This window comes from Alteromonas sp. 38 (genome assembly GCF_902506055.1).
Lineage (GTDB): Bacteria > Pseudomonadota > Gammaproteobacteria > Enterobacterales > Alteromonadaceae > Alteromonas > Alteromonas lipotrueae.
Window position 1 is genome coordinate 3,834,652 of sequence record NZ_LR733300.1, and the last position, 13,792, is coordinate 3,848,443.

Sequence of the window (13,792 nt, forward strand, 5' to 3'; positions counted from 1 at the left end):
ATACTTCTGTATTTGTAGAATAAGACGTAGAATATCCTGAATTGATTGTTTTAAATGGTAGGTTTTGTTAGCGAAATTAGCAGAACAAACGTAGCTAGGCACCGGTATGCTTGAACCTTTTAAAGCAATTGAATTGTGTTGAACAATAAGTACAATTTAACCGATTAAGTTGTATCTGTTTGTACCTAATTATTGCAGTTATAAGGTTTAGTTGATGAAAAATCGTCGCATGTTCTGGCATATCGTTGAAAAAATAGAAGCGCAAATCGACGCTGGCCGATATCCCCCTGGAAGTCGCTTGCCACCAGAAAGAGAACTTGCTGAAAATTTTGATGTCAGCAGACCTACCATTAGAGAAGCCATTATTGCACTTGAAGTGCGAGGCCGCGTGGAAGTTAAAGTAAGTTCTGGTGTTTACGTGCTAGACAATCAGCCTCAACAAAGTGAAGTGCAACGTATTAGTGCTTTTGAGCTTACTCAAGCACGCGCGTTGGTAGAGGGCGAAGCTGCTGCACTGGCGGCCCTTTCAATCACCGACGAAGAGCTTAGTAGTCTTAACGATACTCTTATTGCAATGGAAAACGACGACGAGCCGGAAAAAGCCGATAGAGAATTTCACTCTATTATAGCCAAGGCTACACGTAATAACGCGTTGGTGTTATCTATTCAGCATTATTGGAAATTAAGAGAATCTCAACCGCAGATTGTCTCATCATATAAAAGTGTGTGTGGTACGAGTAGCAAAGACCGTCTTGAAGAACATAAGCGTATCTTTACAGCATTGAAATCACGAGACTCACAAAGCGCTAGAGCGGCGATGCACGGGCATTTTAATCGTTTGATCAACGCGCTTTTCGAAGCTTCAGAAGCAAAAGCGCTTGAAGAAATTAAAAAGAAATCAAGCGAGACCCGAGACAGATACTCTATAACCCATTTGGTAGGTTAAGCCGACAGCTCGAATCTATCACTTGATATTAAACCGCTTAATTCACCTTAAGCGGTTTTTTTAATCCTTCCTACTCTTCTTTAATATATTTAGCGACTAAAGCCCCTACCATTACGGATTTACCAAAGTGTAAGAACAACGCGGCTTTTTGGTATGACATAATTATTGGATAAAACTACCTACGCCTATATACTTGAAACCAATTAATTACATTGCGTTTACATTAAGGAGTGCGCTGTGTTTTCTCAACAAGTACTGACCAATCGTTCTTACCTTCCTCTTCTAACCAGCTCGTTGTTCGTTCCACTACTGCTAACAGGCTGCGGTGGAGGAGGAAGTTCCGGCGGTACATCTTCTGTTGAAACTCCCTCGCCTCCTGCTGTTGAAACCCCTGTAGTAGAAGTTTGCACTAACGAAATGCATACCTTAGTAGGTGCAAGCGATGATGGCAGTTCAGCAACCGCATTCTCACCTGCTAATGCTATCGACGGAAACACCGCTTCTATATCAAGATGGTCAAATGACGGGGTGAACAAAACTCTTACATTAGATTTAGGTGCGTCAAAAACAGTGGGGGCGCTCGCAATTAAATGGTTCAAAGGTGCCGAACGCATAGCGAGTTTTTCAGTTGAAACCTCTGACGACCAAAACACTTGGACATCTGTTCTCACTCAAGCGGAATCGAAGGGTAACCAAAGTGGCTTCGAACTCGTCAATGTCGACGCGTCGCAAGCGCGCTATGTCAACATTGTTGGCCTAGGCAATAGTGATAATACCAACAATGGTATTGTTGAAGTGCAAGTGCACAGCTGTGAAGACGCCACTGGCATCTACACTGACGTGTTGCCCAACGAGGTAGGTATTGAGCTAGTTGATTGGTATTTAAGTGTGCCTACCGATGAGGATGATAGTGGGACATCCGACTCTATCTATGAAACTGAGCTTGCTAGCGGCTACAGTAACTCAGAATTCTTTTATGCGTCGGATGATAACGGCATTGTCATGCGCTCACCAAGCTATGGCTTTAAAACATCGACCAACACCAACTATGTGCGTGTTGAGCTGCGAGAAATGCTGCGAAGAGGCGATCGTTCCATTAGCACACAAGGTGTGAACAAAAATAACTGGGTGTTCGGCAGTGCTTCAGATGAAGGACAGCAAGCGGCTGGCGGTGTAGATGGTGATTTACGAGTGACTTTGGCGGTAAACAATGTAACTACCACAGGTGAAAATTACCAAATCGGTAGGCTGGTTATAGGGCAGATTCACGCAAACGATGATGAACCTATTCGCTTGTATTATCGCAAGCTACCGGGTAATGAATTAGGTTCAGTGTACTTTGCCCACGAGAGTCGCGTTGAGGACGCCGAAGGTGACAATATTGAGACCTACGTCGAACTCATTGGTTCAAGAAGCAATTCAGCAAGCAACCCATCTGATGGTATTGCACTGGACGAAAAGTTCAGTTACCACATTAACGTAAATGTAAATTTGCTAACGGTAACGATTAGCCGAGAAGGCAAACCTGATATTGCTGCGCACTATGATATGAGTGAAAGTAAGTACGATGAAGATGGCCAATATCACTATTTTAAAGTGGGTGTGTACCACCTTAATAACTCAAGCGAGCCGGATGAATTCGCACAAGCTACTTTCTATGAGATTAAAAATAGCCACACTGGTTATGCTCAAAGTGAATAAGTAAACTTTTAGCGTCTAAAATAAAAATGGCTGCCCAGAGGCAGCCATTTTTTATATTGGTTAGGGTAAAACTGTAAAACCAGCCCTCCCCTAATTTGCTATTAGTTAGTACTTCAAGCTAATACCGGCGAACAAGCGAGGGCCGTAATCGTTCACTTCACCTAGGTTACCTTGTACATAGTAATCCTGTGACTTAGGTGCACTGAACAAGTTAATCGCTTCAAGTTTTACACGAACATGTTCGTTAACTTTGTAGGACATACGTGCTTCCCATACTCCTACTTCATCTACGTAACGTAAACGAGTACCGTTACTGGTGTAAGGCTGGAAGTATTCGCTACGATATTTGTAAATAATGGCAGTATCTAAATCGCCAATTTGGTAGTAAACCTGAGTACTGAATACGTGCTCAGAGAAACCTGGTACCGAAGCTGGGTCAACAATACCTGCTGTTAACTGCGTGGTGTTGCCATCTACATCTGTGATGAAGGTGTCACCGTACAAGCTGTCTTCGAATTCGAAGTCTGTGTCAGCGTAGTTGTAGCCAATCTTAATACCTAGGCCATTATCCCAGCGGTAAGCAATAGACGCCTCTAAACCAAAGATATCGCTTTCCTCATCAGTGGTTACAGAGTTGGTTACTGGAAGCGCAAACTCTTGGCCATCAATAACGAAGTTTTCAAGGACGGTACGCTGTTGGAATCCACCTTGGAATTGCTTGTAGTACAAGCCAAACGCAAAGATTGAATCTTCGTTAGGATACCACTCGAATGCAACGTCATAGTTCCACGACATTAGAGGTTGGGTATCTGGGTTACCTGAACCATTAACACCTACTAGTAAATCGGCAAGTGAAGTTGGCGCCAAATCATCATCGGTCTGGAATGTCCGGCTATAGCCTAAGTCAGATGGATCGGCACGAGACATACCACGGTAAATACCACCACGAATTAAAATATCGTCGCTGTAATCAACTACCAAGTTAAAGCTTGGAAGTACTTCAGTGTAATCACCGCCGCCTTCAATTCTTTCAAGCGAGTCACCGCTCACTAAGCTAATTACACCCAGCTCGTCAGTAACAACATCGAAAGAGTTTCTAAAGCCCACTGAGGTGACTTCGGTATCAACAATACGCACACCAAAGTTACCACGAATGAATTTGTCGAACATTTCTGTATCGTAGCTGGCCATCACGTAAGCAGAGTTAGTTTTCTCCGTAACATCGATAGTACCGCTATTTTCATATTCTACTTCTGGGTAGCCAAACTCGCCGTTTTGAGACGCAACCACAGCTTGAGAGAAACAAATGTTATCGTAAGTTGCCCACGAAGAACCGCTACCTATAACGTTGCCATCGCTATCAACGTTAGTAATAAGATCGCCATCAGAAACGCTATCTAAGAAATCAGTTTCTGGGAAATCTTTTTGGCAGCTTTGCAATAACTCAAGCGCATCGGCGTTAGCTGTGTCTAGCGTAAACTCGTTTCGCGAACCATTACCTTGGCTTCCACCATACTGGATAAAGCTAAGCTCTGACGTTCTTAAACCTGCTTGTACGCTGGTGAAAACTTCGCTATCTAATGCATACTCAAAGTCTAAACGAGCAGATTTAATTTCGTTGTCACGTGTATTCTCTCTATCAATACGAGTACGTAAACTATCTGTATAGTTAGAAATATCAGTCACGTCGAAATCAGTCACTGTGAAATGAGGGATGTTCTCTCCCATGTCCCAGCTAAAGAATTGTCTATCGGCAGTTCTAGCTCGGTTAGAGATTTGTAACTCTTCACGAGATGTTTTTGAGTAGGCTAAATCTAATTTAACGGTTAGCGCATCGGTAGCGTAGTGCTCAATGTTTAAACCATAACCGCGATAGTTTTCTTCACGTGAGAACTGTTCACCAGAAGACTCAATACGATCTTGCCCTTCCCAGTGCAAAATACCACCTACATCATTCGTTACTAGCGTAGGGCCTGTAAGCCCTGGAATTGCACGTTTTTGTAAGAAGATTAAGTCGTGACGAGACTCTTGCTGTGTTCTATCTGACACTTGAGCGTCAAAATTGATATCCCAAGACTCAGAAGGTTGGAACTGAAGCGCTAAGAATAAAGCATCACGTTCATCAGACGTTTCGTTTTGACGATAACTACGGCTGCTTCCTGTCCATGCATAAGGAGATCCAGCGCTAACCGCTTCGCCTGTTTCAGGGTCGATAGCAGTATCGTAGCCTTGGTTACTGCTGCCGTTAACTTGGTCTTCACAGTCTCCTGCACTACTACGGTAGAAGCCTTCATTGGTATTTGTAGGGTCGTTTAAGCACGCCCATAGCGAAGAACCTGTAGGGCTTGAGCTTCTGTATTCGGCTTCTGGCTGGCTGATATCTTGACGTTGCAAACCAAAAGAAATACCTAGTGCTTGTCCGTTATCAAATTCAAACTGATCGACATAACTGAAGGTACCGCGAAATCCCAAATCACCTTGAAGCGAGTTATCAACGTTGCTTTCATCTGGGTTGTAGTTGGTTTTAACTTCACCTTGAATGCGTTGTTTGCCGTAATCTAGCGGCTGAACCGTTTCTAAGGAAATAACACCTGCCACACCACCTTCAATCATAGAGGCATCTTGGGTTTTATAAATCGCCACTTTCTTCACAAGTTCCGAAGGGAACTGAGAGAAGTTTACTGAACGGTCACCACTACCATTGGTAGCTTCACGACCATTGATATGTGTTGCGCTTAAGAAAGGACCAAGGCCACGAATGGTAATTTCAGTTGCCCCACCGTTTTCACGGTGAGAGGCTGCACCTGTAATAGACTCCAGAGCTTCACCAATTGAAAGGGCTGGCAAGTCACCGATGTCCTCTGAAGACAAACCGTCAACAACGGTTGTAGACTCACGCTTAATAGCAATTTGGTCTTGGATAGTCTTACGTGTACCTACCACGTCGATAACTTCGACGTCAGCCTGATCTTCTTCAGTTACATTGGCTTCTTGAGCGTGAAGTGAGAACGCGCTGGTAGTGGCTACACTAGCAATTATTGCAGTGCGAACCCACTTGGCCACCGGGCGAAGCGTGAATTCAGCATTCTCCACTTGATCACCATTCAAGGTTTTGTTTTTTAGTGTTTTCAACGACATTACGAGATCTCCGTTGTGTCTTTTAATGTGTGTAGGGCTGTGTGTGTTGTGTTATTCATCATCTGCCGTCCAAGTGGAACCTACGCCCACATCTGCTGCTTGGATGTAGTAAAGGCCTTTTGCACCAGCAACTGCCTGAGCACCACTTCCGTCTGTTTCGATAAGCGTGCTTTCAGCAACTACAAATTCAGGAACTTCTTTGCCATTTCCGGCAGGGTCTTGGTCAATGGCACCATCGGTATCAAACTCGCCATTGCCATCGATATTTCTGATATCTACCCAGTCGTCTGAACGGTCACCCGACATGTAGCTGTCGCTGAAACCAAAGTTGTTAGTCAGGGTTGATTCTGTGTGGTTAATTAGGTCGCAGTCGTACTCGAAGGAATGGTCACTAAAATCGCCGCTTGCATTTAAGTACAACCCTTCAGTCGAAGCGTCATTGTTCAAGCCATTTGCAATTAAGTTAGCGTCAAAGTCGATAACGAAAAATTGATTACTAAGGCCGTATAGTGTTGAGGTTTCGGCTAAGTCGTCACAATCACTAACACCGGCTTTCGAACCAATCTCAGTACTGAAGACAATAGGCTGAAGTGAATTAAGTACAGTATTGTTCGTTACTGTAAGCGATAGGTCGCCAGAACCATCTAATACCGCCTGGTTACCGGAATTCGGAACACCGCCATCAGCTTGAGAGAATGGGTTTACGGTAAATACGATACCGCCAGCTTCTTTGTTACCAGAGCGAATACCAGCAATGTAGTTGTTGGTAACGGTGTGGCCTAATGGTGTTACTAACACACCGCTTGGTCTATCGTCAGAGCTTACAATATCGGATGTACGAATAATGATGTTATCGCTAACCGTATTAAAACCGCCGTCCTCTAGTGAAATACCACCGCTAGCATCTACAATAGTATTGCCTTTGATTGTTGCACCTGAGGTTTGAACACGCATTAAGCGGCGGCCAGTAGTCACATTGTCAATTAAGTTGTACTGAACAGTGAAGTTAGCCATGTCGGCCGAGTCGTCACCTGTAGTGCTACCTAAGTTAAGTAGAAGAAGACTTGAATTATCAAAGTTGTCATTTGGGCTTTCGCTAAACAAGTTATATTGAATAACGTGGTCAGAACCAGAAGAAGATAGCTTGATGATAGAGCCTTCTGCGGCCACTGAGCGACCAGAGAAAGTGTTACGCTCAATCAAGGCGCCGCTGCCTTTCAATACCATCCAATGAAATGAATCATCTGGGTAGTTCAATGTAGCTTGCTCATTGCCCATGGTGTTTTGTGAGAAAACGAAGTTATCGCCTTCAGAATAAATCATTGCCTCTTCACCGCTATCACAGGTTGAACCTGAAAGTGTATCTATATCAGTGAAGGTTAAACCGGTTACTGCTGCACCATCGGCTGTGCTGGCTACGTGAATACAGAAATCACCAGTAAAGGTAGGTGTTTCACCTTCAACGGCACGAAGTTCAATACCGCTGGTTAATTCAAGGGCAGCCATACCTGTGTAAGTGTTGGTGTTTAACCCTAGCACGTCACCATCAGCAAGGGTTACGAGCGTAGACTCAAGCGTTGCAGCGTCACCGACTACTTGGGTATACACCACTGAGTCCAGCGCATCTGTTACTGTATCGGTGAACGAATCATTATCCGTATAAGCAGCGCTGACTGAGATAATCGCGCCGGCATAAGCCGATGGCGTGAAGGTTTTAGCGTTTGAATCGGCAATTTCAACACCGTCTGCGGACCAGGTGTACACAACGTTTGCTTCGTCAACGCCATTGTTATCCGTGATTTCAGCAGTTAATGTGGCACTGGCTAAATAAGGCGCAGTGCCCATAATCTCAATGCTACCCGCTTGGTCAACCGCAACACTGGTAACGGGAATAGTGGGTGCAGACGTAATGTCTTCTTCAAAACCGTTGTCATCTACATAGGTGACTTGCACGGTGATCACAGTACCCACCAATGAGGCATCTACCACGTAGGTGCTGTCGGTTGCGCCATCAATAGCCACATCATCAGCATACCACTGGTAAGAAATATCACCTGTTGCACCGTCTTCGTCAGCAATTTCAGCGGTAAGGGTATTGCCTACCGTCGGGGTACCTGTAATAACAACTGCACCTTCAGAGTTAACTCGCGCCACTACATCCGTTGCCGCTGAAGTGACAGACTCACTAAAACCTCGGTCGTCTTCAAACGTAGCACTGGCGGTAATAACGGTACCGAATTGAGCATCGGTAAGCATTAGCTCTGAAGTAACTTCATCTTCTATTTGCGTATCGTCCGCGAACCATGCGTAAACAATAACCGCATTTTCGATTCCGTTTTCATCAGCCACGGTGGCTGTTAACGTTGAGCCTACAAGTGCGTCGCCACTAAGGGTAATTGTCGCATCTGACGCAATGGCCATTACATCGTCGGTAGGGTCACTGATGTGAGATTCATTAATACCACCGTCATCGGTATATAGCCCTTGAACAGTAATTGGTGAACCAATTTGATCGTCAGTAAGAGTGAATGATGAAGAATTCGCACCTTCAATAGCAACGCCATCAGCGTACCAGTAATAGGTAACTGTACTAGAAATGCCATCCGGATCGCTTACGGCTGCATCTAGTGTTTGGCCGCTAATCGCTGTACCCGAAAGAGTAATAGACCCCAACGTATTAGGGTTGTTGTCTGAACTAACATCTGTGTCAACATTACAGCCTGTAATCGCTGCTGCAACTGCACAAAGTGCGAATGTTTTTAATTTCATAATGGCTCTATTCTCCGAGTTATTGGTTTTGGCTATTGAGTAGTGAACCGCACAATATTTTTATAATTAACTATTATTACCAAATTAAAGAGTTATAGGTTACCAATTGAAATTACATTAAGACAACATTGTTAACCTGTTGGAACATATAAACACAATAAAGTAACTTTTGCCACCATTATCATGCCATTGAGATAACATTTAATTCACAATATTGTCTATAGATACGATTAGTTCGCCTCCGCCCTTATGACCATTGGTGATCACATTGTTATTACCAATTTATTTTTACTGTGAATATTGGGTATAAAATTGCAGGATGTATGCAGAGAGAGCGGCCAAATATAACGCGAGGCACTGAATATTCAGCTGCCCGAGCGGAGAGAATAGGTGCTAAAGGCTATATGAAAGAGGGCTTATTAAACGGGGGTTAATGTTGATTATCTAGATGATAAAAGGTGGCTTGAACATAATCGTTCTCTGCCCCACTGTTGTTTTGATTGTAAACACCAGCTTTAAAATACATATATTGGTTATTCTTGTTATAACCACTTATACTCATATCAACACTTTTGGTTAGGTTTGGTTTGCCTTCGCGGACTAGAGTGACAAATAAAATATCGTTTTTTACCGTGATTTTATAACTAAATTTTTCGTTAAGTGCGATGCCTTCTACTGGATTCTTTAGCGTGTGAGAACGGCCTCCTACCAGGTTTACCCATACATCGTCGCCACCATTAATTTCATGGGCGAAGTAGATTGAGCCCTTTTCGTTGCCGGGTAGTTTACGGTAGTACAGCCTAATGGGCTCATCATCGGTAGCATGTATTTGCCCAATGATCACTCGCCCTACTTTTTTCTCGTCTCCGGTGGTAGAAACGCGATTTACGGCAAGGGTTGCTTCAAGACTGCCTTCCACAGCTCCCGCTTTTCGCTTGACTGAACCGTGTGCCGAGCTAAATACCCAGTTGTTCTTAGTGACACCTTTAGTTTTAAAACGGGAGTTACCTCTGCGGAGCATTTCCCGCAATTCAGTTCGGGCGTACTTGGTGTTTTTTGATGTTTTTGCACCGGCGTTAGGGCAGGCAAATACCATTCCTCCGTCAGCGGCAGTGTAAAAAAGCGGTTTGAGTGAAAATTTGTCACTTAGCGCTTTTTCATAAATGATATCGGCTTTTAAATCTTTATTTAAGTCGGTAGGTAGGCTTAATGTCCAACTCAATAAGTCAAAGTTTTCGCTTGGTGGCTTTGATGGGTCGAGAGAACTAAAATCACCAAGTAATTCCCCTTGAGCAAGTATTTGATGTGAATCAGGAAGTGTGTGGGTAGCAGCTAAATCTTCTGCCAGAGAAGTGTTTACTACTAGGGTATTAGTCAGTGCTAATGCAATAACAACTACACTGCGTAATAACGCTTTTTTTACTGCTTTCATAAACGTTACCTACCCAATTAACACAAGCAAAGTAAAGCTAAGCGATTATTATCGCTTAGCTTCAACCGGTTCAATCTTCGGGCATAAAACCCAAATACTTAGTGTAGCAACGATGGCGAGTGCCGCACCAATCACAAAGACCACTGTGTAACTTCCGTCAGCCGTTAACGAAGGCACTGCGTATATCAAAAGCCCTGCCGCTAGCTTAGCCGCCATACCCGCAAAACCCGCCAGTGTACCTACCGACTTTCCGCCGAATAAATCACTTGGTAATGTTTGTACGTTTCCAATTGCCGTTTGAAAGCCAAACAGTATGGTTGCCATAATCAGTACCGCAGCAACTTCACTGTTTGGGTTAGACAACATCAACAGTGCTGGCAACATGATTAAGCAACCAAGCGTAATAACTAACTTACGGGCTTTGTTTACCGACCAACCTGCTCCTAGTCTATTTTGCGCAAGAAGCCCGCCAAACCAAGCACCTAACATAGCACCTACATAAGGCACCCAACCATAAATAGCCAAGCCCTTCACATCCATGGCATAAACTTCAACTAAATAGGTGGGGATCCAAACAATAAATAGCCACCAGATGGGATCGATTGCAGCGGTGGCAATAATTACGCCCCAGCTTTGTTTATGAGATAACAACTGCCCTGTTGTAGGTGTGTATTCGGCAATAGCACTGCCATCGGCGTTGGTAGCTTCGTTTCTTTGGCCTGTAAGAATGTACTCTCTTTCTTCGTCAGTGATCCAAGGGTGTGAACCTGGTGGCGATTTAACCACGATGATCCAAGGAATAAGCCAAAGCAGGCCAGTACAACCCACTATTACGAAGATTGCTTTCCAACTGAAAAATAAGGCAAGGTAGGCAATGAGAGGTATAGAAATAATGCCGCCAATGGCTGCACCAGAGTTGAATATACCTTGAGCTAAAGCACGCTCTTTAGTGGGAAACCACTCAGCGTTAGCCTTAGCAGCTCCAGGCCAGTTACCCGCCTCTGAAACACCCAAGATAGCGCGGAACACACTGAAGGTTAGTATCCCTTGCGCAAAGGCATGCAGCACGGTGGCAATCGACCAAATACCAATAGAAAGAACAAACCCAATGCGCGTTCCTACCCAATCAAAAACCTTACCAAATATGGCTTGACCGAAGGCATAGGAAAAAAGAAATACAATACTAATGATACCGTACACTTCTTTTAATTCGGCATCCGTTTTATCAGGGTAAATTTCTTTTCCCATAAACGGCCACAATACGCTAAGCGATTGTCTATCTATGTAGTTAATCACCGTTGCCAGTGCAACCAGTGCAATTACCCACCATCTCAAATTCTTCATGTTACTACCTTACCTAATATTACTTCGTCGTCATTTTTATAAAGCGTACTGTCTAAAGCGTTAGCCCGCAGGGTGTCACTTCGACTGGTTCCCTTTTACCGTCGCCGTTGATGCCCCTTTAGTAAAGGTTTCGGTCACTTCAGGAAGTGGCGTAGAATCAAAGGTGTTATTGAGAATTTGAGTTTGCGGCTCACCTACCGTGTGATCGATAGTCACTAGCTTGCTATCTACAAACGTATTGCCGCTAATTAGGCTCTGCTGCACACCCAATAGAAAAATAGAAGACTTGGATTTATTGCGTTTACCCTTTCCAACATTCGATATATCACTGTTAGTTAGCGTGAAGTGCGGGCCAAAGGTACTTTCATCTGTGCCGCCGCGATAAATTTTTGCAATGGCACCTTCAATGTTTGAAAAAGTAGAGTTTTTAATGATGACGTATTCGGCATTGTAAATACCTAAGTCATCTTGCTCTTTGTCTAAACGTAGTACGTCACCGGTAATGTTTTTGAACACACTGTCAGTAATATCGATACTGTCGGCTAAGCTTCTGTAACCCGCATCGAATACATGAGAGGAATGGTTCACATTCAAGTCGGTAATGTGAGTGTTATGAATGGCAAGCTTGTGATTAAACAAGGTAGGTAACTTAGTGTTGCGGATAAGCACATTGCCAGCGCTGTCTGGCGATTTTTTACCTGATATATTCAACCCATCAAGTTTTAAGCTTCCCCCATCTTCAATCTCAATCATTAAAGAGCGCATGGGGTAAAGGGTAACTGAGCGCGGTGACTCAGCTTTTAGTGTTACTACGCTTTTCACCTGTAGCTGCTTATTCAGCGAGTAACTCCCCGCTTTCAGCAGTATTGTGCTTCCGCTTTCTGCTTCGGCTACTGCGCTGTAAAGCTCATCCGCAGAGCTCACGCTAACTGTTTTACTCGAATCAAAATCTATGGGTAAGCCAGCTTTCTCATACCAGTTTACACCTGTGTCTTCTTTTAGCGTTGGGCTTAAAGATGCTGGTGCGCCAATATCTAATTGCTGAGCTTGCTTACTTTGCAACAACCCATTTTCGCCACGCACTAATTCGATATTTTTAACATCGAAGCCTTGCGCTAGTTCATCTTGAGGCAATTGGCTGGCTAGGTTATTTTTAAATGTAATTCCTGATACATCATCAAAAATTTTAAATGGATTTTCGCCGCTATTATTTACCACTACGTTGTTCGCGAAGCTGCTATTGATAGGCGTTGCCGTACGTTCTGCGTCACTACCTGCTGCAAGGTTGATATTGTCCAAATTCACCAACGTATTGTTATCGATTTTGGCATTTTTAACTTGGTGGTAGCGGTTAATAGATGAATTCGGCACACCATTCATAACGGTAAAGCCGCCACCAAATCTTATGCCCGTTAACCCTTCCATGTAGTTATTGCGAACGGTTTGGTCGGCATTGATAATACGGATACCACCGGTATGGTGTTTGCCATTACCAAAGAACACATTCCCTTCCACTAGGTTTCCATTGCCGTGGCGAAGCGTTAGCGTACCTCTGCTTTCAAAAAACACATTATTTAAAAACTGATTCTTGCCAGATTTATTCGAAATGATTTCTACTTCGCCATTACATCTGTCGAAATAGTTATTCTCTACAATGGTAAATGAGTCACTTAAGGAGTATTTACTGGTACCAATGCGAAGGGTTTCACCACCGTTAGATCCCAAAATTGGACGAGGGCCAAAGTAGTTGTGATCTATACGGTGATGATTTTGTTGGCTATCTTCCGTATTTAAACGCACAGCCATCGTTACGCCCGCATTACTTTTACCTTCTAGATGACTGTGGTCGAAGCGGTTGTTCCTACCATACATAACAACCCACTTATCAGAGTTAAATTTGTCTGGATTACTGAATCCATCAATAACCACCTGAGTAACTCGAGAATGATAAGCAAGGTTGTCGTCGTTCTCTTTAAACGATACCACTTCACCTGTAGGGCTATATCCGTCTTTAAATACCAAGCCTTCTACTACAAGATACTCACCTGCTAGTCGAAGGTTAGATAGCCCTGATAACACAACACCGCCGTTAGTTTGCGCTTTTAACGTAATGGGCTTTTCTGGTGTACCGACACCTTTAAGTAAAATTTCAAAATCTTCCCAAACGCCATCAGCAAGTACAATGGTATCACCCGCTTTTAACGACTTAGTTTGTTTGAGAAATTGCTTTTTATCGGCAACTAAAATGCCATCTGATTGCGATACTTGTAACAAAGGATTGGATACATCGGTGCTGTCTTCTTTTGCACCAGCTTGTGGAGAAGTTGAATTACAGCCAGCAACAAAGAGTAGGCTACAAGTGACTAAAACAGGAACAGAAAACACACTAGCATTCATGCAAACAACCTAAGTTATCTGAAAGACGATAATCGCCTTTATATGATTAAAGAAGGGGCTCTTCA

The 13,792-nt window shown here is 43.6% G+C and carries 7 protein-coding genes; 2 read left to right on the top strand and 5 right to left on the bottom strand.

Features of this window, described 5'->3' with window-relative positions:
• Positions 1-214 precede the first annotated feature (214 nt).
• The gene (locus tag FLAVO9R_RS16600; RefSeq protein WP_159533125.1) at positions 215-946 is read left to right on the top strand and encodes a FadR/GntR family transcriptional regulator; all 732 of its coding nucleotides are present in this window, start codon (positions 215-217) and stop codon (positions 944-946) included.
• 237 nt (positions 947-1,183) lie between these two features.
• Positions 1,184-2,647 (top strand): polysaccharide lyase family 7 protein, encoded by a 1,464-nt coding sequence (locus FLAVO9R_RS16605; RefSeq protein WP_159533127.1) that lies wholly within the window; start codon positions 1,184-1,186, stop codon positions 2,645-2,647.
• Between the two features lie 105 nt (positions 2,648-2,752).
• Here FLAVO9R_RS16605 and FLAVO9R_RS16610 read toward each other — a convergent pair whose 3' ends face one another.
• From FLAVO9R_RS16610 to FLAVO9R_RS16630, 5 genes are all read right to left on the bottom strand, one after another.
• Complete coding sequence (locus FLAVO9R_RS16610) at positions 2,753-5,785, bottom strand: TonB-dependent receptor (protein ID WP_159533129.1); 3,033 nt, start codon at positions 5,783-5,785, stop codon at positions 2,753-2,755.
• Positions 5,786-5,836: 51 nt separating this feature from the next.
• Positions 5,837-8,554, bottom strand: coding sequence for a chondroitinase-B domain-containing protein (locus tag FLAVO9R_RS16615; RefSeq protein ID WP_159533131.1), 2,718 nt, complete (start codon positions 8,552-8,554; stop codon positions 5,837-5,839).
• Positions 8,555-8,984: 430 nt separating this feature from the next.
• Entirely contained in the window at positions 8,985-9,986 is a 1,002-nt protein-coding gene (locus FLAVO9R_RS16620; protein WP_159533133.1) for a polysaccharide lyase family 7 protein, read from the bottom strand.
• Between the two features lie 48 nt (positions 9,987-10,034).
• A complete protein-coding gene (locus FLAVO9R_RS16625; protein WP_159533135.1) occupies positions 10,035-11,330 on the bottom strand; it encodes an MFS transporter in 1,296 nt (431 codons plus the stop codon).
• A gap of 75 nt (positions 11,331-11,405) precedes the next feature.
• Positions 11,406-13,727, bottom strand: a complete 2,322-nt coding sequence (locus FLAVO9R_RS16630; protein WP_159533137.1) for a polysaccharide lyase 6 family protein — start codon at positions 13,725-13,727, stop codon at positions 11,406-11,408.
• Positions 13,728-13,792 lie beyond the last annotated feature (65 nt).